Source organism: Rhizobium sp. NFR07, from assembly GCF_900111905.1.
Lineage (GTDB): Bacteria > Pseudomonadota > Alphaproteobacteria > Rhizobiales > Rhizobiaceae > Neorhizobium.
In genome coordinates this window covers 1-19,426 of sequence record NZ_FOKM01000012.1, presented here as the reverse complement: position 1 = coordinate 19,426, position 19,426 = coordinate 1, and the positions used below count along the sequence as shown (strand labels likewise).

At 61.9% G+C, this 19,426-nt stretch carries 21 protein-coding genes and 1 pseudogene; 7 read left to right on the top strand and 15 right to left on the bottom strand.

The features are described from left to right. Positions 1 to 95 precede the first annotated feature (95 nt). Positions 96 to 311: a hypothetical protein gene (locus BM216_RS22565; protein WP_093001479.1), complete on the top strand. Its 216-nt coding sequence runs from the start codon at positions 96 to 98 to the stop codon at positions 309 to 311. 539 nt (positions 312 to 850) lie between these two features. Continuing rightward, positions 851 to 1,393 carry a peroxiredoxin gene (locus BM216_RS22560; RefSeq protein WP_093001702.1) on the top strand — a complete coding sequence of 181 codons (543 nt, stop codon included), beginning with the start codon at positions 851 to 853 and terminating at the stop codon, positions 1,391 to 1,393. Positions 1,394 to 1,415: 22 nt separating this feature from the next. On the opposite strand, the gene BM216_RS35070 is transcribed toward BM216_RS22560, so the two are convergent. Beyond that, positions 1,416 to 1,538 (bottom strand): hypothetical protein, encoded by a 123-nt coding sequence (locus BM216_RS35070; RefSeq protein WP_280141699.1) that lies wholly within the window; start codon positions 1,536 to 1,538, stop codon positions 1,416 to 1,418. Here BM216_RS35070 and ureE point away from each other — a divergent pair. From ureE to ureG, 3 genes are read left to right on the top strand one after another with little or no spacing between them, the layout of a single operon-like run. Continuing rightward, complete coding sequence (ureE, locus tag BM216_RS22555) at positions 1,537 to 2,052, top strand: urease accessory protein UreE (RefSeq protein ID WP_093001700.1); 516 nt, start codon at positions 1,537 to 1,539, stop codon at positions 2,050 to 2,052. The genes BM216_RS35070 and ureE overlap by 2 nt on opposite strands. Before the next feature lie 49 nt (positions 2,053 to 2,101). Then, positions 2,102 to 2,776, top strand: coding sequence for an urease accessory protein UreF (locus BM216_RS22550; RefSeq protein WP_093001701.1), 675 nt, complete (start codon positions 2,102 to 2,104; stop codon positions 2,774 to 2,776). A gap of 41 nt (positions 2,777 to 2,817) precedes the next feature. Next, the gene (ureG, locus tag BM216_RS22545; protein WP_093001478.1) at positions 2,818 to 3,429 is read left to right on the top strand and encodes an urease accessory protein UreG; all 612 of its coding nucleotides are present in this window, start codon (positions 2,818 to 2,820) and stop codon (positions 3,427 to 3,429) included. A 90-nt stretch (positions 3,430 to 3,519) separates the two neighbouring features. On the opposite strand, the gene BM216_RS22540 is transcribed toward ureG, so the two are convergent. The 10 genes from BM216_RS22540 to BM216_RS22495 all read right to left on the bottom strand — a co-directional run bounded on the left by BM216_RS22540 (position 3,520) and on the right by BM216_RS22495 (position 14,300). After that, complete coding sequence (locus BM216_RS22540) at positions 3,520 to 4,221, bottom strand: Crp/Fnr family transcriptional regulator (RefSeq protein WP_177230873.1); 702 nt, start codon at positions 4,219 to 4,221, stop codon at positions 3,520 to 3,522. Between the two features lie 164 nt (positions 4,222 to 4,385). Next, the gene (locus BM216_RS22535) at positions 4,386 to 7,682 is read right to left on the bottom strand and encodes an efflux RND transporter permease subunit (protein WP_093001476.1); all 3,297 of its coding nucleotides are present in this window, start codon (positions 7,680 to 7,682) and stop codon (positions 4,386 to 4,388) included. Beyond that, on the bottom strand, positions 7,679 to 8,884 hold the full coding sequence (locus BM216_RS22530; protein WP_093001699.1) for an efflux RND transporter periplasmic adaptor subunit: 1,206 nt from the start codon (positions 8,882 to 8,884) through the stop codon (positions 7,679 to 7,681). The genes BM216_RS22535 and BM216_RS22530 overlap by 4 nt, the downstream gene beginning before the upstream one ends. A 273-nt stretch (positions 8,885 to 9,157) precedes the next feature. Next, positions 9,158 to 10,123 (bottom strand): ABC transporter substrate-binding protein, encoded by a 966-nt coding sequence (locus tag BM216_RS22525; protein WP_093001475.1) that lies wholly within the window; start codon positions 10,121 to 10,123, stop codon positions 9,158 to 9,160. Positions 10,124 to 10,178: 55 nt separating this feature from the next. Continuing rightward, positions 10,179 to 11,306, bottom strand: coding sequence for an ABC transporter permease (locus BM216_RS22520; RefSeq protein ID WP_093001474.1), 1,128 nt, complete (start codon positions 11,304 to 11,306; stop codon positions 10,179 to 10,181). Continuing rightward, positions 11,303 to 12,202: an ABC transporter permease gene (locus tag BM216_RS22515; RefSeq protein WP_093001473.1), complete on the bottom strand. Its 900-nt coding sequence runs from the start codon at positions 12,200 to 12,202 to the stop codon at positions 11,303 to 11,305. Before BM216_RS22515 ends, BM216_RS22520 begins: the two co-directional genes overlap by 4 nt. Beyond that, positions 12,202 to 12,537: a hypothetical protein gene (locus BM216_RS22510; RefSeq protein ID WP_093001472.1), complete on the bottom strand. Its 336-nt coding sequence runs from the start codon at positions 12,535 to 12,537 to the stop codon at positions 12,202 to 12,204. The genes BM216_RS22515 and BM216_RS22510 overlap by 1 nt, the downstream gene beginning before the upstream one ends. Next, positions 12,534 to 12,917, bottom strand: coding sequence for an endonuclease domain-containing protein (locus BM216_RS22505; RefSeq protein ID WP_093001471.1), 384 nt, complete (start codon positions 12,915 to 12,917; stop codon positions 12,534 to 12,536). The genes BM216_RS22510 and BM216_RS22505 overlap by 4 nt, the downstream gene beginning before the upstream one ends. A 199-nt stretch (positions 12,918 to 13,116) precedes the next feature. Continuing rightward, a complete protein-coding gene (locus tag BM216_RS22500) occupies positions 13,117 to 13,914 on the bottom strand; it encodes an ABC transporter ATP-binding protein (protein WP_177230872.1) in 798 nt (265 codons plus the stop codon). Beyond that, a complete protein-coding gene (locus tag BM216_RS22495; protein ID WP_093001470.1) occupies positions 13,905 to 14,300 on the bottom strand; it encodes a hypothetical protein in 396 nt (131 codons plus the stop codon). Before BM216_RS22495 ends, BM216_RS22500 begins: the two co-directional genes overlap by 10 nt. A 56-nt stretch (positions 14,301 to 14,356) precedes the next feature. Here BM216_RS22495 and BM216_RS22490 point away from each other — a divergent pair, with 56 nt between their 5' ends. Continuing rightward, positions 14,357 to 14,770 (top strand): cupin domain-containing protein, encoded by a 414-nt coding sequence (locus BM216_RS22490; RefSeq protein WP_093001469.1) that lies wholly within the window; start codon positions 14,357 to 14,359, stop codon positions 14,768 to 14,770. A gap of 52 nt (positions 14,771 to 14,822) precedes the next feature. Here the strand turns inward: BM216_RS22490 and hydA are convergent, their stop codons facing one another. From hydA to BM216_RS22475, 3 genes are all read right to left on the bottom strand, one after another. Continuing rightward, positions 14,823 to 16,277, bottom strand: coding sequence for a dihydropyrimidinase (gene hydA, locus BM216_RS22485; protein WP_093001468.1), 1,455 nt, complete (start codon positions 16,275 to 16,277; stop codon positions 14,823 to 14,825). Between the two features lie 112 nt (positions 16,278 to 16,389). Then, positions 16,390 to 16,866, bottom strand: coding sequence for a GNAT family N-acetyltransferase (locus tag BM216_RS22480; RefSeq protein ID WP_244530272.1), 477 nt, complete (start codon positions 16,864 to 16,866; stop codon positions 16,390 to 16,392). Further along, positions 16,863 to 18,116, bottom strand: coding sequence for a Zn-dependent hydrolase (locus BM216_RS22475; RefSeq protein WP_093001466.1), 1,254 nt, complete (start codon positions 18,114 to 18,116; stop codon positions 16,863 to 16,865). The genes BM216_RS22480 and BM216_RS22475 overlap by 4 nt, the downstream gene beginning before the upstream one ends. A gap of 258 nt (positions 18,117 to 18,374) precedes the next feature. Here BM216_RS22475 and BM216_RS22470 point away from each other — a divergent pair, with 258 nt between their 5' ends. After that, a complete protein-coding gene (locus BM216_RS22470) occupies positions 18,375 to 19,013 on the top strand; it encodes a TetR family transcriptional regulator C-terminal domain-containing protein (RefSeq protein ID WP_093001465.1) in 639 nt (212 codons plus the stop codon). 242 nt (positions 19,014 to 19,255) lie between these two features. Here the strand turns inward: BM216_RS22470 and BM216_RS33610 are convergent. After that, positions 19,256 to 19,426, bottom strand: a pseudogene (locus tag BM216_RS33610) (glutamine synthetase); the annotation flags it as partial.

Sequence of the window (19,426 nt, the reverse complement as noted above, 5' to 3'; positions counted from 1 at the left end):
ACGGCGTACACTGCATCCACTGTCACCAACCGATCATGTAGGCGGTGACGGCCGAGAGTTGTATATGCTCCCGCCTGCAAAAGGAGGGATGCGTAATGAACCGTTTTCCCAGCCGTAATTTGCAGCAGCTTTTGGAAGACCGCGCCTCGCTGTACAGCGGGAGCCGGGCCGTGCGAATCGACCTTGTCACACGCACGCTGCTCGCCGTGGCCGAACTTGACGTGGGACTTACCTCCGACATCGAGGAAGACCTCTTTCTGCTGATGGACCGCATCGCCAGCAATGACGAAATACAGTGCGGGATCATCTGATCCGGAGCAACAACGTAAGTCTGGCTGGTAAAGCAGACCGGATAGGTCTCCTGCGCGGCGATCGCGCTTTGGACGACCCGCGTGGCAGCCTAAATAAGCCTGATGGGTTACCTCTTCAGAATATCTTGTCTGGCAGACGATCTTTGACAAAGATCGTAGTCGAAGCGCTGTGTGCGCTTCTTGCCCACTCGGCAAAGGGGGACGATGGAAGATCCCTGCTCAGCCCATCCCGGCGGGGGGCTTCCTCGGTAGCGTCAGATGGTACGGCCGCGCTATCGACTATCTGCCACCGTGCGAAAACGGCGGCCGAGCCGGAGGAGTTCAACGGGATACTCCTCAAACCGTATTGCCGGTAATCGGTGACATGTTCGAGAGCCTTGCTCTCTTGTGGGCATCCCCACCAAAGCCCTGCTTCCTGTGAATAGCTGCTCTGCAGAACCGGTTTTTATCAAGAACTTTGCTGCACTGCAGAAAAAGTGCCGCTATGAAGGCGCATCTGCCTCTGGACGGGGCGAATGTTCATTCTCATGGAGGCATTGATGCTCGGCAAGCGAGTTCCCCAGGTCACTTTCCGCACCCGCGTACGCGACGAAGCCGTCGGCGGTCCGAACCCTTTCCGCTGGCAGGACGTCACCTCGGCCGATTATTTCGCAGGCAAGCGCGTCGTGCTGTTCTCGCTGCCAGGCGCTTTCACGCCGACCTGCTCGACCTACCAGCTGCCCGATTTCGAAAAGCTCTTCCCTGATTTCCAGGCCGAAGGCATCGACGCGATCTACTGCATGTCGGTCAATGACGCCTTCGTCATGAACGCCTGGGCCAAGAGCCAGAATCTTGCAAACGTTTCCGTTATTCCGGACGGTTCGGGTGAGTTCACCCGCAAGATGGGCATGCTCGTCGCCAAGGACAATCTCGGCTTCGGCATGCGCTCCTGGCGCTATGCCGCCATCATCAACGATGGCACCGTCGAGCAGTGGTTCGAGGAAGAAGGCTATTCGGACAACTGCGAGACCGATCCCTACGGCGCGTCCTCGCCGCAGAACATTCTCGACAGCCTCAAGGCCGTCAAAATCGCTGCCGAATAAGGCATCCCGATCATAGACCCGCTTAAAGCCCGGCCCTTTGAATGAAGGGGCCGGGCTTTTTTGTGGCTGCCTGCATGTTGCGCTTGTGCTCGGCGCGGCGGACGGCGATGATGGCCGAACCGCCGCAATTCAAAGAGTTCATCATGCAGCATATCCATTCCTATCGCCCGGCCGGCGAGGTCTCCGATCCACCGATCGACACGGTCAGCCTGCCGCATGACCTGCGCCACCTGCGCCGCAAGCTGCTGCATCTGTCGAATGGCGACATGGTGATGCTGGATCTGAAAGAAGCGGTGCTCTTCCATCACGGCGACCGCCTGGTTCTCGACAATGGCGATACGGTCGAGGTGCAAGCAGCGCCGGAAAAGCTGTTCGAGGTCAAAGCACGCGACACGCTGCACTTGATCGAACTCGCCTGGCATCTCGGCAACCGGCATCTCTCGGCGCAAATCGAGGAAGGCCGCATCCTGATCCTGCGCGACCACGTTATTCGCGCGATGCTGCAGGGTCTCGGCGCGACGGTGACGGATGTCGAGGAAGGCTTTCAGCCGGCGCGCGGCGCCTATCACTCGCATGGCTCCCATTCCCACGGTCATGATCACCACGACCATGGCCATCACGGGCACGACCATGGCGACGGCCATCACCATCACGACTGATCCGCGCGTGGACGGGAAGCAAGCGTCGGCAGGGCTGCCGATCAATGGCATGTCGGAGACTTCGTTCGACACGCGGGCGTTGCTGCGGCTGATGGCATGGCTCTCGCCGGCCTTTCCGATCGGTGGGTTCGCGTGGTCTGGCGGGCTGGAACGAGCGGTTGCCGATGGCCTGGTGAAGACGGCCGACGATCTGCGGGGCTGGCTTGAAACGGTGCTGGCACACGGTTCGCTGTGGAACGATGCGGTGCTGTTTTCCGAGGCCTGGCGGCAGGCAGGAAATGAGGCAGCGCTTCATGATGTTTCGGCGCTGGGGCTGGCGCTTGCCGGTTCGGCCGAGCGGTTCAATGAGACGCTATCGCTGGGAAAGGCTTTCGCGACGGCAGCAGCGGCCTGGCCGCATCCCGTGTTGGAACGGCTGCCGGGGGATCTGCCGTTTCCGGTTGCGGTTGGTGCGGTGGCTGCAGGGCACGGCGTGCCGTTGTCTCAGGCGCTTGCCGCCTATCTGCACGCTGCCGTGTCACAGGCCGTTTCCGCAGGCATCCGGCTAAGTGTGGCCGGGCAGGCGCAGGGCGTGGCGATCCTCGCGGCGCTGGAGGGACGGGTTGAAGAGGTGTCACGGCGAGCGGCGCAGGCGGGCCTCGACGATCTCGGGACTTCGGCGGTGCAGGCAGAGATCGCGGCGCTCAGACACGAAACACAGCATTCGCGGCTTTTCCGCTCCTGACGGCGGAACTAGGCTGCTGCGAGAATCGAAAGGACATACGTATGAAATCGGCAAACGGACCCCTGAGGGTCGGCATCGGCGGGCCGGTTGGGTCGGGCAAGACGGCACTGACGGAAAAGCTCTGCAAGGCGATGCGCGACGACTATTCCGTCGCCGTCGTCACCAACGACATCTACACAAAGGAAGATGCCGATGCGCTGGTGCGCATGCAGGCATTGTCGTCGGACCGCATCGTCGGTGTCGAGACGGGCGGTTGCCCGCATACGGCGATCCGCGAGGATGCGACGATCAATCTGCAGGCGATCGCAGGGCTAAACCAGCGTATCCCGGATCTTGACGTCGTTTTTATCGAATCGGGCGGCGACAATCTCGCCGCGACCTTCTCGCCGGATCTCGCCGACATCACCATCTACGTGATCTCGACCTGCCAGGGCGAGGAGATCCCGCGCAAGGGCGGACCGGGCATCACCCGCTCGGACCTTCTCGTGATCAACAAGAAGGATCTGGCGCCCTATGTCGACGTCGATATCGATGTGATGGATCGCGACGCGGCCCGTATGCGCGAGATGAAGCCGCATGTCTTTACCGACCTCAAGCGCGGCGAGGGGGTCGGCCACATCGTCGAATTCCTGCGCCGCCAGGGCGGGCTCTGAGACAAAAAAGCCGGCAGCTTGTCGCTGCCGGCCAACGCCTGTTGCTGGACACCCCTGTCGCAACACGCGTGGATCAAGGACCCGCTCTGTCTATCGTGTCCTCGAAGCGTCGGATTCTCGCAGAGCTTGTACATCACCGACTTGGATGATTCGACCGCGGACGGTCACGCCCGCCTTGCGCAGGCTGGAAAAGGCGCGTGACAGGGCTTCCGGTGCAAGGCCCAGCATGCCGGCGAGCAGGTTCTTCTGGAACGGCAGGCGGATTGAGGCCGGGCCGACCTCGGCCGGGCAGCGGCTGACGATGTAATTTGCGACGCGCTGCGGCGCGGTGAACAGACGATCGTTGGTGATGCAGTCGATCGTGTCCTGCAGATTGCGCGATATGGAAGCGATGACGGCCTTGGCGATCTCCGGTTCCTGTTGGGCAAGCTCACGCACGGCCTGCATGTCGAAACGGGCCAGCGTCGTCGGTTCTGCTGTGAGCGCATTGTAGCGATAGGCGTTTTCGCCGAAGAGCAGGCATTGGGCAAAGGTATCGCCCGGCGCGCAGACCATGATGTCGGCCTCGCGGCCTTCGCGGCTCAGCCTGAAGAGACGGACATAGCCGCTCAAGACGCAATAGAACGCGTCGGCGGGTTCTCCCTCCCGCGCCACGAATTTGCGGGCGGGAAGTGTGCTTACCGTCATCGCCGACATCAGGCGGACCAGGATCTCCTGGCTCAAGCCTGCCAGGAAAGGCGCCTTGAGAAGCACGGCCCGGTCTCGATTGTTGAGCTTCAGGTTGCTGTTCATGTCCGCCATCTCTTCCCTATGCGACTGCTGTAACCACCCATGGTGGTACAATAGCGTTTGCTGAAGAGAGGGATTTGATATTGATCAAATCGCCATGCATTTCGTCCAGAGGCACGAGCAACTGACGAGGTGGAAACGGCCGCCTGTCCGGCGGCCGTAGATGACTATCGCATTCCTCGCTGGGCGCCGATGCCGCGAGTGCCGGTCTCCTGCTCGATCTGGGCCATTCGCTCTTCGAGATCGGAGAGGCCGCGATCGTTGCTGTGCGTCCGCCGCGTGAGTTCTTCCGGCGACAGGACTTCCTCGTCGTCTTCTTTCTTGCCGACGAAGCGGCCGAAGAGCTTTCCGAGGAGGCGCGACAGGTCGTCCATGATGAGGAAGAAGGAGGGCACGACGACGAGCGACAGCACGGTCGAGACGATGATGCCGCCGATAACGGCGATCGCCATCGGTGCGCGGAACGAGCCGCCTTCGCCGACGCCCATGGCCGACGGCAGCATGCCGGCGGACATGGCGATCGAGGTCATGATGATTGGGCGGGCACGCTTGCGACCGGCTTCGACCATGGCGTGAACCCGTTCCAGCCCGTGCCGCTTCATCTCGATGGCGAAGTCGACGAGCAGGATGGCGTTCTTGGTGACGATGCCCATCAGCATCAGGATGCCGATCAGGACGGGCATGGAGAGCGCGTTCTGGGTAACGATCAGCGCGACTGCGACGCCGCCGATGGCAAGCGGCAGCGAGAAGAGGATGGTGAAGGGCTGAATGACATCCTTGAATAGCAGGATCAGCACGACGAGCACCAGCATCAGGCCAAGCAGCATGGCATTGCCGAAGCTCTGCTGCATTTCGGCCTGGACCTTGGCGTCACCGCTTTCGGCGAGCCGCACCGTCGAAGGAAGGTCGGTCTCGTCGACGATGCGCTTGAACTCGGCGGTCGAGGAATCGAGCGCGGTGCCGAAGGGCACGTCGGAGCCGATCGCGACGACGCGGTTGCGGTCGTTGCGCTTGATCGAGCTTGGACCTTCCGCATAGTCGATATCGGCGACGCTGGTGAGGGGCACCATGGAGCCCGATGCGGTCTTGACCTTGAGATTGCGGATCGCCTGCAGGTCGCGGCGCACGTCGAGCGAGGTCTGGACGCGGATCGGGATCTGCCGGCTGTCGAGCGAGATCTTTGCGAGGTTTGCGTCGATATCGCCGATCGTCGCGACGCGGACGGTTTCCGAGATCTGCTGCGGCGTGATGCCGAGGCGCGAGGCTTCAGCCATGCGCGGGCGGATCTGCAGTTCCGGGCGGGGCAGGGCGCCGTCGGAGGAGACGTTGACCAGGATGTTGGAGGCGCGCAGGCGCGATTCCAAGAGGCTGACGGCCTCGTTCAGGTCGTCCTCGTTGGAGGAGAGGAAGTTGAACGAGAGTTCGCGTTCGGCGCGGTCGTTGACCTTGGAAATGCGGACGTCGGGGATGGAGTGGACGGCAGCGAAGATATCCTTCTCCACGTCCCATTGCGGCCGGGTGCGGCCGTTTTCCGGTAGTTTCGGCAGGTAGCCGCCGATCAGCGGCAGGCCGCCGAGGCCCTTGTTGACCAGCGTCTTGACCAGTGAATGGTCGATATTCTTCAGGATGACGCGGACCGTCGAGCGGCGCAGTTCGAGATCGCCCTTGGGCGAGGCGCCGCCTAGTGTGAAGACGCTCTCGACGCCATCGATATGGCGCACCGCCTCGAAGACCTGGGCGCTGACGACATCCGTCTCATCAAGCGTCGCATTCGGCGGCAGTTCGACCGACAGCACGACGCGGGACGAGTCGTCCGGCGGCAGGAAGGAGCCGGGAACCTTGCTGAGCAGGACCATCGAACCGAAGAGGAAGGCGATCGCGGCGATCAGGGTGGCGTAGCGCCAGTACCATTTGCGCGTCGTGCCGGTGACGAGGCGGGTATAGGCCCGCATCATCCAGCCGTCATTATCCTCGTGGTCGTCCATCGCGTCTTCGGCACGCATCAGATAGGCGGCCATGAGTGGCGTGATCAGGCGCGCCACCGCGAGCGAGAAGAACACCGAGAAGGCGACGGTGAGGCCGAACTGGATGAAATACTGGCCCGGAATGCCCGGCATGAAGGAGACCGGCACGAAGACGGCGATGATGGTGAAGCTGGTCGCGATCACCGCGAGGCCGATTTCGTCGGCAGCTTCGAGGGCCGCGCGATAGGGCGTCTTGCCCATCTTGATATGCCGGGCGATGTTCTCGATCTCAACGATCGCATCGTCGACGAGGATGCCGGTCGCGAGTGTCAGCGCCAGGAAGCTCACGAGGTTCAGCGAGAACCCCATGATGTCCATGATCCAGAAGGTTGGGATGGCCGACAGCGGCAATGCCACGGCGGCGATCAGTGTCGCGCGCCAGTTGCGCAGGAACAGGAAGACGACGATTACGGCGAGGATCGAGCCTTCCATCAGCGTATGGAGCGCCGCCTCGTAATTGCCGTAGGTGAAGTAGACGCTGTCGTCGACCATTTCGATCGCGACGTCCGGATGGGCCTTGCGGATGACGTCGAGGCTTTCCGCAACGGTCTCGGCAACCGAGACTTCGCTGGCGCCCTTGGCGCGGAACACGGCGAAGGTGACGGCCGGTGTGCCGTTGAAGCGCGAGAAGGATTTCGGCTCCTCATAGGTATCGGTGACGCGGCCGAGCTCGGACAGCTTGACGAAGCGGCCGTTGGGAAGCGCGATCGAGGTGTCGGCAAGCTGCGCCACGTCGCGGGCGTCGCCCAGCGTGCGGATCGACTGTTCATTGCCGGCCACCTGGCCGCGGCCCGAGCCGAGGTCCACGTTGGTGCCGCGCATCTGCGTGTTCACGTCGGCGGCGGTAATGCCATAGGCGTCGAGCTTGGCCGGGTTGAGCGAGACCCGCACTTCACGGTCGGCGCCGCCGTAACGATCGACGCGGCCGATGCCGGGCTCGCCCTGCAATTCGCGGGTGATCGTGTCGTCGACGAACCAGGAGAGTTCTTCCAGCGTCATGTTGGGCGAAGAGACGGCGAAGGTCTGGATCGCCTGGCCTTCGACATCGACCTTGGTGACAATCGGTTCCTCGATGCCGGCCGGCAGGTCGCCGCGGATCTTGTCGATCGCGTCCTTGGTGTCCTGCACGGCTTCGGCCGTCGGCTTCTCGATGCGGAAGACGACCGTCGTCAGCGACTGGCCGTCGGTGACGGTCGACTGGATCTCATCGATGCCGCTGATCGAGGCGACCGCGTCTTCGATCTCCTTCGTCACCTGCATTTCGAGTTCGGACGGCGAGGCGCCGCTCTGCGCCACCGTGACGGAGACGACGGGGACGTCGATATTGGGGAAGCGGGTGATCGGCAGCGCATAGAAGGACTGGATGCCGACGACCATCAGCAGCACGAAACCGAGCAGCGGTGCGATCGGGTTCTTGATCGACCAGGCGGAGAAATTCATTGGGAATTCTCCGTCGCCTTGTCAGTCGCAGCCTTGTCTTCCGGAACGGGGGTGATGTGGTCTCCGTCGCGCACGAAGGCGCCGGCCTTGGCGACCACGACGTCGCCGGCCTCGATGCCGCTGACGACCTGGATGAAGCCGCCATCCTGGAAACCGGTGACGATCTCGGCCTGCTTGACGACGCCGTCCTGCACCTTGCGGGTGGTCGCGCCCTGGCGACCGACGGTCACGGCGGACAAGGGGAGGGCGAGCGCTTCTGTTTCTTCGACGATGATGGATGCACGGCCATACATGCCGGCGCGCGCGCCGCTATCGGCATCGATCTCGACATGGACGAGGCCGAGCCTTGTGGTCGGGTCAACGGTTGGGGAAACGAGGCGCACGCGGCCCTCGACTTCCTTGGCGCCGCCGGCAATCGCTACCACGGCCTTCTGGCCGATCTTGGCCTTCTGGATGTCTGTCTCGGAAATATCGGCGACCAGTTCGATCGCGCCATCGCGGATGACGGTGAACAGCGGATCGCCATTGCCTGAGGCGATGGCGCCGACCTTGGCATTCTTGACCGAGACGACACCATCGACCGGGCTTTTCACGCCGGTGCGGGCAAGCTGCAGCTCGACATCGGCAAGCTGGGCCTCGATAACGCGGACATCGGACTGGGCGACGGTGACAGACTGCCTTGCCGCATTGAGACGGGCGCGGGCGACCTGAACCTGCGCATTGGCCTGTTCGAGCTGCGAGACCGTGCTGGTGCCGTTCTCGCTGAGTTTCTCCGTCCGGTCGCGCCGGCGCACCATGTCATCCTGATTGGCTTCGGCTTCGATGACCTGCGCCTCGTATTGGGCGACCGATGCCTCCGCCTTGGCCTTGTTGGCCTGATACTGGCTCTTCTGCAAAATCAGCGCGTCGTCGTTCAGTGTCGCGAGTACCTGGTCGGCCTTGACCTCATCGCCGACATCGACATTGAGCTGCTTGACCGAAAGGCCCTCGACGAGGGGCTGGACCTGGATTTCGTCGACCGGGCGGATCGTGCCGGTCGCGACGATGCGGTCCGTCAGCGGGCGCTTGACCGCTTCCGTCACGACGATTGCCGGGAGCTTTGCCTGGGGTGCGGCCGAAGGATTGGCTTCCTGCGCCGCAAGTGGAGAGGCGGCAAGCAAAGCAATCAGCGGCAGGATCGAATTCGATAGGCGGTAAGGCATGCAGCAAATCCAATGTTCGGAGAAGCAGGTCCACACGACCGACATAGTCGCATCGCCATACCTCCTCCCTGTATGACGCGCAGCGAACTCTGCATCCGACAATTACTTCCGGCATAAGGCGGAAAAATTATCTGCATGTTCTGGCGCCACTTTTACGTGTTCGTCGTCTCACGATCAATCCGTCGCCGGCCGATCAGATGACACGCGCTGATGGCAAAAAAATGCCCGGTTTGTTGCCGGGCATGAAGAATATCGAATGCATTTGTTGCCGGATTATTTCAGTGCGGCTTCCGTAACATCGGCGGTATAGGCGCCTTCCGGCGCTTTGCTGATGATCTTCTGGTCGGTGAGCGCCTTCACGGTGCGCTCGTAGGTTCCCATGTCCAGCTTGCCGTCGCCGATCAGCTTGGCCACTTCGCCCATCATCCGCTTCTGGTGGTTCTCGTCCTGGCCGCCATTGTCCATGACGATCTCGGCGGCTTCATCCGGATTGTCGATCGCGTATTTCCAACCCTTCATCGAGGCGCGGACGAATTTGACCATGTTTTCCTTGAACTTCGGATCAGCAAGCTTGGTTTCGAGCGCATAGAGGCCGTCTTCGAGCAGGTCATTGCCGAGGGCGGTATAGTTGAAGACGACGAGGTCTTCGGCCTTGAAGCCGGCGTCGATCGCCTGCCAGTATTCGTTATAGGTCATGACCGAGATGCAGTCCGCCTGCTTCTGGACGAGCGGCTGCACGTCGAAACTCTGCTTCAGCACGGTCACGGCGTCTCCGCCGCCTTCGGTCTTGAGGCCGAGCTTGTTCATCCAGGCGAAGAACGGATATTCGTTGCCGAAGAACCAGACGCCGAGGGTCTTGCCCTTGAAATCGGCTTCAGTCTTGACCGGGCCGTCCTTCGGGCAGATCAGTTCGAGGCCGGATTTCTGGAACGGCTGAGCGATATTGACGAGCGGTACGCCCTTTTCACGGGCAACCAATGCGCCGCCCATCCAGTCGACGATCACGTCGGCGCCGCCGCCGGCAATGACCTGCTCGGGCGCGATATCCGGGCCGCCCGGCTTGATCGTCACGTCGAGGCCTTCCTCTTCGTAGAAGCCCTTGTCCTTGGCGACGAAATAACCGCCGAACTGGCCCTGGGCCACCCATTTCAGCTGCAGGGTCACCTTGTCGGCAGCCATTGCCTGGGCTGCAGCCAGGGACATCGCCCCGGCCATCAATGCCATCATGATCTTTTTCATTATCGTTGCCCTCTGTTTTCCGCCCCTGCGATGTTACGCGGGCGGTTCGTTGCGCCTAACCCCCACGGTTAGACGGATGCCAGAATGTGGTCGCTCTCTCCCCGAGCGCCACGAGACCATAAAAGACCGAGCCGACCAGCGCCGCAACGGCGATTTCGGCCCAGACCATGTCGACATTCATGCGGCCGATCTCGGTGGAGATCCTGAACCCCATGCCGACGATCGGGGTGCCGAAGAATTCCGCCACGATCGCGCCGATCAGCGCCAGTGTCGAGTTGATCTTCAAAGCGTTGAAGATGAAGGGCATGGCGGCCGGCAGGCGCAGCTTCATCAGCGTCTGCCAGTAATCCGAGGCATAGGAGCGCATCAGGTCGCGTTCCATGCTGCCTGCTGCCGAAAGGCCGGCGATGGTGTTCACCAGCATGGGGAAGAAGGTCATGACGATGACGACGGCCGCCTTGGACTGCCAGTCGAAGCCGAACCACATGACCATGATCGGGGCGACGCCGATGATCGGCAGGGCCGACATGAGGTTGGCGATGGGCAGCAGTCCGTGACGGAAGAAGGCGACGCGGTCTGCGAGGATCGCCACCGCAAAGCCCGATGCGCAGCCGACCACATAGCCGAAGACGACGGCCTTGAAGACGGTCTGCTGGACGTCCGCCCAGAGCGTCGGCACGGAGGTCATGAGGCGGGCGCCGATGGCCGAGGGTGGCGGCAGGATGATGAAGGGGATGCCGAGGCCACGGGTAAGGGCCTCCCAGAGGATCAGGATCCAGGCACCGAAGATCGCCGGGATGATTAGGCGCAGCAGGGCGTCGAACGTGCTGGATCGGGTTCTGATCGCCGAAAGCAGGCTGACGCAGCGCCAGGCGAGCAGCCAATTGGCGGCGAGAACGAGGAAGAAGGCGACGGAACCGCTGCCTTCGTTGCCGGTGAGCCGAGAGAGAAGCAGGCCGGTGGAAAAATGGCTGCAGACGAGGAGAACTGCCGCGAGGAACAGGCCGGGAAGCGGCAGAAGGGAGGTGATGGCACCGCCGATCGCAAGAACGTAGACGGAAAACATCCGCGCCGGGACGTATGGGACCGGAATGTCGGAAATGCCGAGCGGGAATGTGGCGAGTGCTGCAAGGGCGAGCGCCAGCGCAAGCCAGGATTGCCAAGCACGGGTAAAGATGCTCATGCCGGTCTCCCCATCGGCTTCGAACCCATGGCGCGATCGGCGACCTTGCCGGCCAGCGCGACGATCGCGACCAGCAGTGCAGCCAGTACCGAGCCTGCGATCAGCGCCGCCCAGATATCGATCGTCTGGCTGTAATAGGCGCCGGCGAGCAGTTTCGAGCCGATACCGGCCACCGCCCCCGTCGGCAGTTCGCCGACGATGGCGCCGACGACGCTCGCGGCGATGGCGACCTTCATCGAGGTGAAGAGGAAGGGGATGGAAGCGGGCACGCGCAGCTTCCAGAAGGTTTGGGCGCCGCTCGCGTTATAGGTGCGCATCAGGTCGAGCTGGATCAGTTCCGGCGAGCGCAGGCCCTTCACCATGCCGACGGTCACGGGGAAGAAGGACAGATAGGTCGAGATCAGCGCCTTGGGCAGGAGGCCGGTGATGTTGATGGCGCCCAGCACGACGATGACCATGGGTGCCACGGCGAGGATCGGCACCATCTGCGAGGCGATGATCCAGGGCATCAGGCTGCGCTCCAGCGCCCTGACATGGACGATGCCGACGGCGATCAGGATGCCGAGAAGCGTGCCGAGCGTGAAGCCGACGACGGTGGAGGAGAGGGTGACCCCGGCGTGGTAGACGAGGCTGCGGTTCGAAGTGACACGGCGCAGGAATGTGTTTTCGAAGACGTTCTGCGCCACCTGATGCGGTGCCGGCAGCGTCGGCTTCGGCTGCGCCATGGTCTTTTCGAAAAATTCGAGTGACGTCGAGGTGACGTTGCCGCGCCGGTCGAGATCGCGCTGGAAGGGTGCGTTCATGAAGTATGCGCCGGCGTACCAGATCGCGATGATGACGAGCACGATGGTCGCGACGGGCAGGATGCGGTGCTGGAATAGCTTTTCTCGGTGCATCAGCTTTTCGCTCCCATCGGAAACAGCATCAGCACCATGGCCGCGACGCCGAGGCCGACGCCGGCGAGCTGGGTGGAACTCAGTTTTTCGCCGAAAATGAAGACGGCGATGACGTTGATTAGCAGCAATTGCGCAATCGCCGAGGCCGAGATCGCCAGTCCCAGCCCACCCTCGCGCATCAGCTTCACCATCATCAGGTTTCCGACGCAGTAGAGCGTCAGCGAAAACAGCAGCAGGAGCATGTTGCTGGTGGCGATATAGGCCCGCGACGCGGTGGCGGCGGCGAGGAAAACGGCCATGGCACCGGCCAGCCAGAGGAGGAAGGCGGGGTTCATGGGGCCGGTTCCATGTGAAGGAATGGCGACACGTGTTGCTCGATCGTGATGAAGACGTAGTCCGGTCCGTCGAGGACCTGAAGATTGTCGAACCTCAGAATGGTAAAGCCTTGGCTTCGCATGAACGTATCGCGCCTCTGGTCATGCTTGCGGCCATGATCGGTCTCATGGCTATCGCCATCGACTTCAACGACGATGCGCGCCGACAGCCAGGCAAAATCGGCGATGTATGGGCCGATCGGCGTTTCTCTCCTAAAGCGGGCACCAAGAGGTCGGAGGTCCCGTAACATGCTCCACATGGCGGTTTCGGCCTTGGTCAGCTCCCGCCGCAACCGCTTGGCGCGAGTTCGGGTTCTCGGATCGATATTGGAATGCGGCATGCATATTCCTCCTCGATCGCTGGCGGAAAAAACCCCTCCCCAACCCCTCCCCACAAGGGGGAGGGGCTTAACCTGCCTCGCCCTCCGTGCGCCTATCGTAGTCATCGGGATGGAGCGGGTGGGCTGCCGCGGGTGTTCTCCCCCCTTGTGGGGGAGATGGCCGGCAGGCCAGAGGGGGACTTGGCCCCACGTTTCGCAACTATTCCTCATAACTGTGCCCCGCTCTCAACCCCTCTCGCACGCGGTGGGCGATCGCCAGAAACTCCGGGCTCTCGCGGATTTCCAGCGGGCGCTCTTTCGGCAACGTCGATTCGATCACATCGGTGACCCGGCCGGGGCGGGGGGACATGACGACGATCTTGGTCGACAGGTAGACCGCCTCGGGGATCGAGTGGGTGACGAAGCAAATGGTCTTTTGCGTCCGCGCCCAGAGTTTCAGCAGCTGTTCGTTCAGATGATCGCGGACGATCTCGTCGAGCGCGCCGAAGGGTTCGTCCATCAGGAGCAGGTCGGCATCGAAGGCCAGCGCGCGGGCGATCGAGGCGCGCTGCTGCATGCCGCCGGAGAGCTGCCAGGGGTATTTCTTGCCGAAGCCGGCAAGGTTGACGAGGTCGAGCGTGCGCTCGATGCGTTCTTTCCGCTCGGCTGCCGTGTAGTTCATGATCTCCAGCGGCAGCGCGATGTTCTTTTCGATCGTGCGCCAGGGATAGAGTGCAGGCGCCTGGAAGACATAGCCGTAGGAGCGCGACTTTCGGGCGTCTTCCGGCGTCATGCCGTTGACGGTGATGTCTCCCGCAGTTGCCGTTTCGAGATCGGCGATGACGCGCAGAAACGTCGTCTTGCCACAGCCGGACGGGCCGATGAAGGAGACGAAATCGCCTCGTCTCACCTCCAGGTCGACATCAGACAGGGCGTGGACGGGGCCATCTCCGGTCTCGAAGGTCAGGCCGAGTTTTCTGGCCGAAACGACCGAATAGGAAGTATCACTCAGCGGCATTTCGGCATGGGTCCCATTGTCGTGCCATCCGGAAAGCTCACGGTATAGCCATTTGCAGATTTCCTCAGCGTCGCGGTCTGTTCCGGCCCGGTTTCACCCTCCGCATCGCATTGCGCCCTGATGGTAAAACCATCCTTCGTTCTGGTGGCCGCACCCTTGAACTCGCAGAAGGAGAAGGCGGTCGTCAGCTGCGCGTCGGTGAGAAGCAGGAAATCCTCGGCACCGGAAGATTCGCCCGTCTTTGCGTAGATACAGCCTTCCTTGCTTCCATAGGGGCCATCGAGAAATTTAGCGGCCTGGGCCGTCCCGGCACAGCCGGCAGTGGCGATCAATATCGTCGGCAGGCAAAGCCGCGTGACGGATGTAATGAAATGTCCGAGGCGCAAGTGCGAGCCTCTGTGGTAAAGTCCGGTGTCATTCCGCTGCGAGGAGAACACCTGCCATGGATAGCGTGTCAAAGCCCACCTGCCGCATCGTGAAGCCCGGTTCTCCCTTCGAGGGGAAGCAGGGGCTGAGTTATTTCGAGGGCATTTCGGCCCAGAGCGTAGGATCTGCCGGTATCTGCATGCACCTGCTGACCATGCCGCCGGGAGCGCGCGCCAAGGCGCATCTGCATCAATCCCACGAAACGGCCATCTACGTTCTCACCGGTTCCGCCCATACGTGGTACGGAGACAGGCTCGAGAACCATGTCGTGCTGCATGCCGGAGAGATGATGTACATCCCGGCCGGAATTCCCCATCTGCCCGCCAATGCCTCCGACAGTCCGACCACGGCGGTCATCGCCCGGACCGATCCCAACGAACAGGAAAGCGTGGTGCTGCTGCCCGAACTGGACGGTCTGGTGCCGGGGTGACGGCAGGCATATGCTCAAGACGGCAGGACGGGCCGTGCGAAATGGCTCCACGTCACACACCACTCGCCGGGATGCCTGACCGTTCCACCTTGCGCGGCGCGGTCAGTTCTTTCCAGGTAGACAGAGCCGTGTTGACGGCGGGGTAGGGCTCGCGGGCGACGAACTGGCCGTGACCCTCGCGGCTCTTCATCTCGCCATCCTCGACGGCGACGATGCCGCGGGTCAGCGTATAGCGCGGCAGCCCGGTCACCTCTTTGCCTTCGAAAACGTTGTAGTCGATCGCCGATTGCTGGGTCTTTGCCGAAATCGTCTTCGACTTCTTCGGATCGAGCACGACGATATCTGCATCGGCGCCGACGAGGATCGCGCCCTTCCTCGGATAGACGTTGAGGATCTTGGCGATATTGGTGGAGGTGACGGCGACGAATTCGTTCATGGTGATGCGGCCGGTCGCCACACCATAGGTCCAGAGCATCGGCAGGCGATCTTCCAGCCCGCCGGTGCCGTTCGGGATCTTGCGAAAATCGCCCAGTCCGGTGCGCTTCTGGTCGGTGGTGAAGGCGCAGTGGTCGGTCGCCACGACCTGCAGCGAGCCCGACGACAGGCCGGCCCAGAGTGAGTCCTGATGCTGCTTGTTGCGGAAGGGCGGGGACATGACGCGGCGGGCGGAATGATCCCAGTCCTTGTCGAAATATTCGCTCTCGTCGAGAGTCAGGTGCTGGATCAGCGGCTCGCCATAGACCCGCATGCCGTTCTGCCGCGCCCGGCGGATCGCCTCATGGGCCTGTTCGCAGGACGTATGGACGACATAGAGCGGCACGCCCGCCATGTCGGCGATAATGATGGCGCGGTTGGTGGCTTCGCCCTCGACGGAAGCGGGTCGCGAATAGGCATGGGCTTCAGGCCCATTATTGCCTTCGTCCATCAGCTTCTGCTGCATGGCGGCGACGACGTCGCCGTTCTCTGCATGGACGAGCGGCAGGGCGCCGAGTTCGGCGCAGCGGGAGAACGAGGCGAACATCTCGTCGTCATTCACCATCAGCGCGCCCTTATAGGCCATGAAATGCTTGAAGGTGTTGATGCCCTTCTCCTGAACGACCGTCTTCATGTCGCTGAACACCTGTTCACCCCACCAGGTGACGGCCATGTGGAAGGAATAGTCGCAATGCGCACGGGTCGCCTTGTTGTCCCAGCGCTTCAGCGCGTCGAGCAACGATTGGCCCGGGTCAGGCAGGCAGAAATCGACGACCATGGTCGTGCCGCCGGCAAGCGCCGCGCGGGTGCCTGAGTCGAAATCATCGGCGGAATAGGTGCCCATGAAAGGCATTTCGAGATGGACATGCGGGTCGATGCCGCCCGGCATGACATAACAGCCGGAGGCATCGAGAACCTCGTCGCCCTTCAGGTCAGGACCGATCTCGACGATCTTCCCCCCGTCGATCTTCACGTCCGCCCTGTAGGTCAGGTCGGCGGTGACGATTGTTCCGTTCTTGATTACCGTGGCCATGGTTGTTCCCCTTATCGTGTGCCGCAGTCAATCTCCCGAGACGTCTGGTCTCAGGGACTGAACATCTCGGATGGTGATCGTCTTATTTTCGGTTTCGATGCGAAGAAGGCGCTCATTCGGCAGCCTCCCGCTGTTTAAGATCCTTCGTCATGAACAGGCTGTGCGGATTTTCCTCGTAATCCGCAAACGGGCCGCAGACGCAGTAACCGAGCGCCTCATACATCCGGACGGCCTCGACGTTCAGAGGGCCGGTTTCGAGAAAAAGCCGGGTGACATTTCGTGCGATTGCCAGCGTTTCCAGTTCGGCCATGATCTTCCGGCCGACGCCGTGGCCGCGTGCTTCGTCATGGACGAAGATGCGTTTCAGCTCGGCGCCGCCATCTCCAAACCATTTGATGCCGCCGCAGCCGACTGCCTTGCCGTGCAATCTTGCAACGAGAAACGAAATATCCGGCTGTGACAGGGCATCGAGATCGACCGCGAAATTGCCTTCGGGCGGATAAAGCGAGGCCATGTAGGCGTCGGAAAGCTCGATCAGGGCGACGACATCAGGCTGCTTCGGCTGCTCTATGGCAATCGTGACGGTCACTCCACAATCTCCGCCGTCTCCACAACCGCATGGAAGAGCACGTCGCAGCCGGCGGTGGCCCATTCCCTGGAAATCTCTTCCGCTTCGTTATGCGAAAGCCCGCCGACGCAGGGGCAGAAGATCATCGTCGAAGGCGCGACCTTCGATGCCCAGCAGGCATCGTGGCCGGCGCCGGAGATGATGTCCATATGCGAATAACCGAGCTTTTCGGCAGCATCGCGTACCCGGCCGACCAGTGTCGGGTCGAAGGTAACCGGGTCGAAATGGCCGACGGCTTCCACCGAACAGCCGACGCCGAGCGCGTCGCAGATCTCCTTCGCGCCGGTCTCCACCTTGGCCCGCATGCGGTCGAGTTTCTCCTGGCTCGGTGTGCGCATGTCGACGGTGAAGACGACCTTGCCGGGGAGGACGTTGCGGGAATTGGGCGAGAAGAATGCCTGGCCGACGCCGGCGACCGCGCCGGGCTGCTCGGCCATCGCCACGTCCTGCACCATTTCCAGGACGCGGCCGAAGGCGAGACCGGCATTGACGCGCATGTCCATCGGCGTCGAGCCGGTATGGGCCTCCTTGCCGGTCAGGGTGAATTCCAGCCACCAGAGACCCTGGCAATGGGTGACCACACCGATCTGCTTGTTCTCGGCTTCGAGGATCGGCCCCTGTTCGATGTGATATTCGAAATAGGCGTGCATCTTGCGGGCGCCGACCTCTTCCTCGCCCAGCCAGCCGATCCGTTTCAGCTCGTCGCCATAGGTCTTGCCGTCGGGATCCTTGCGGCCATAGGCATAATCGAGCGTGTGAATGCCGGCGAAGACGCCAGAGGCGAGCATGGCGGGGGCGAAGCGGGCGCCTTCCTCGTTTGCCCAGTTGGTCACGACGATCGGGTGCTTTGTCTTTATGCCGAGGTCGTTCATCGAACGCACGACTTCCAGTCCTGCGAGTACGCCGAGGACACCGTCATATTTGCCGCCGGTCGGCTGGGTGTCGAGATGCGAGCCGACATAGACGGGCAAGGCATCCGGGTCGGTGCCGGGGCGGGTGGCAAACATCGTGCCCATCTTGTCGGTGGCCACCGTCATGCCGGCCGCCTCGCACCATTTCTGGAAGATATGGCGGCCTTCGCCATCCGCATCCGTCAGGGTCTGGCGATTGTTGCCGCCGGCAATGCCGGGGCCGATCTTCGCCATATCCATCAGCAAGTCCCAGAGACGGTCGCCATTGACGCGCAGATTCTCGCCTGGTGCTGCCACCATTCGTCAGTCCTCACCTGTTTTCACGCTCTGCCGTGACGGCAGCATGCTTGTTGTTCCCGATGGTCTTTCCCGTCGGCCTCAGGTGCTTCGCCCTGCTGGCGTCGGAGATCGGCATTGCCTTTGATTGGCTTGTCGCAGATAATTTGACCGGTTGGTAAAAGCTTACAATGTCCGTGGCATCACTCAAGTCGAAAATCGGCAAAGAGACAGATGTTTTCTAATATTCTGCGGACAGGATGAGGAAGGGCGAAAAGACGAATGGCCATCCCGAGGGCGGCTCAGACGCAGCGGCGCACCCGCATTCAGGAGGAGAAGGAAGAGCGCATCCTTGAAGCCGCGCTCGACGTGTTCTCGGCCAACGGTTTTCGCGGTTCGACGATCGACCAGATCGCCGAGGCGGCGGGCATGTCGAAGCCCAATCTTCTCTATTATTTCCGCACAAAAGACGCGATGCACCGGCAGTTGATCGACCGGGTGCTGTCCACATGGTTGGAACCCTTGAGGGCGCTCGATGCGGAGGGAAATCCCGAGGCGGAGATCCGCTCCTATATCCGCCGCAAGCTGGAGATGGCGCGCGACTTTCCGCGCGAAAGCCGGCTCTTCGCCAACGAAGTGCTGCAGGGCGCGCCGCATATCGAGGACGAGCTGAAAGGTCCGCTGAAAGAGCTTGTCGACGAGAAGGCCGAGGTGATCCGCAGCTGGACGCGAACCGGCAAGATCGCTAAATGTGATCCCTACCACCTGATCTTCTCGATCTGGTCAACGACCCAGCATTATGCCGATTTTGACGTACAGGTGCGGGCGGTGCTCGGCCAGGCCTATGCGGGAGAGGGGCGGTTCGAGGACGCGGCGCGGTTTCTGGAGCAGTTGTTCATGGGTGGGTTGCTGCCGCGGTAGGCACAGGGCGACGTTTCCCCTCACTTGCGATTTCTAAGACTTAGCTGCGCTAAGATCTTGAAATCGCTTTCTCTCCCACAAGGGGAGAGGTTACAAAATCAAGTTCTTAGCGTAGCTAAGTCTTAGATTTTGTTGGTGAGGGGATCGCTCGGAAACGGCATGCCGAAACGATCACCACCATCACCGCAAAAAAACGCCGGCGCTGAGGCCGGCGTTTTCCGTCTTGGGAGACTGGCAGCCTATCAGGCGGCTGCGGACTTTGCGGTCGGGACTTCCGAAATCGTCTTCAGAACCTGGGAAGCGATCTGGTAGGGGCAGCCCTGCGAGTTCGGACGACGGTCTTCGAGGTAACCCTTGTAGCCGTTGTTCACGAAGGAGTGCGGAACGCGGATCGAAGCGCCGCGGTCGGCAAC

Coding starts and splice junctions, on each gene's coding strand:
- BM216_RS22565 (WP_093001479.1), top strand. CDS start 96: ATGAACCGTTTTCCCAGCCGTAATTTGCAGCAGCTTTTGGAAGACCGC.
- BM216_RS22560 (WP_093001702.1), top strand. CDS start 851: ATGCTCGGCAAGCGAGTTCCCCAGGTCACTTTCCGCACCCGCGTACGC.
- ureE (WP_093001700.1), top strand. CDS start 1,537: ATGCAGCATATCCATTCCTATCGCCCGGCCGGCGAGGTCTCCGATCCA.
- BM216_RS35070 (WP_280141699.1), bottom strand. CDS start 1,538: ATGATGAACTCTTTGAATTGCGGCGGTTCGGCCATCATCGCCGTCCGC.
- BM216_RS22550 (WP_093001701.1), top strand. CDS start 2,102: ATGTCGGAGACTTCGTTCGACACGCGGGCGTTGCTGCGGCTGATGGCA.
- ureG (WP_093001478.1), top strand. CDS start 2,818: ATGAAATCGGCAAACGGACCCCTGAGGGTCGGCATCGGCGGGCCGGTT.
- BM216_RS22540 (WP_177230873.1), bottom strand. CDS start 4,221: ATGAACAGCAACCTGAAGCTCAACAATCGAGACCGGGCCGTGCTTCTC.
- BM216_RS22535 (WP_093001476.1), bottom strand. CDS start 7,682: ATGAATTTCTCCGCCTGGTCGATCAAGAACCCGATCGCACCGCTGCTC.
- BM216_RS22530 (WP_093001699.1), bottom strand. CDS start 8,884: ATGCCTTACCGCCTATCGAATTCGATCCTGCCGCTGATTGCTTTGCTT.
- BM216_RS22525 (WP_093001475.1), bottom strand. CDS start 10,123: ATGAAAAAGATCATGATGGCATTGATGGCCGGGGCGATGTCCCTGGCT.
- BM216_RS22520 (WP_093001474.1), bottom strand. CDS start 11,306: ATGAGCATCTTTACCCGTGCTTGGCAATCCTGGCTTGCGCTGGCGCTC.
- BM216_RS22515 (WP_093001473.1), bottom strand. CDS start 12,202: ATGCACCGAGAAAAGCTATTCCAGCACCGCATCCTGCCCGTCGCGACC.
- BM216_RS22510 (WP_093001472.1), bottom strand. CDS start 12,537: ATGAACCCCGCCTTCCTCCTCTGGCTGGCCGGTGCCATGGCCGTTTTC.
- BM216_RS22505 (WP_093001471.1), bottom strand. CDS start 12,917: ATGCCGCATTCCAATATCGATCCGAGAACCCGAACTCGCGCCAAGCGG.
- BM216_RS22500 (WP_177230872.1), bottom strand. CDS start 13,914: ATGCCGCTGAGTGATACTTCCTATTCGGTCGTTTCGGCCAGAAAACTC.
- BM216_RS22490 (WP_093001469.1), top strand. CDS start 14,357: ATGGATAGCGTGTCAAAGCCCACCTGCCGCATCGTGAAGCCCGGTTCT.
- hydA (WP_093001468.1), bottom strand. CDS start 16,277: ATGGCCACGGTAATCAAGAACGGAACAATCGTCACCGCCGACCTGACC.
- BM216_RS22475 (WP_093001466.1), bottom strand. CDS start 18,116: ATGGTGGCAGCACCAGGCGAGAATCTGCGCGTCAATGGCGACCGTCTC.
- BM216_RS22470 (WP_093001465.1), top strand. CDS start 18,375: ATGGCCATCCCGAGGGCGGCTCAGACGCAGCGGCGCACCCGCATTCAG.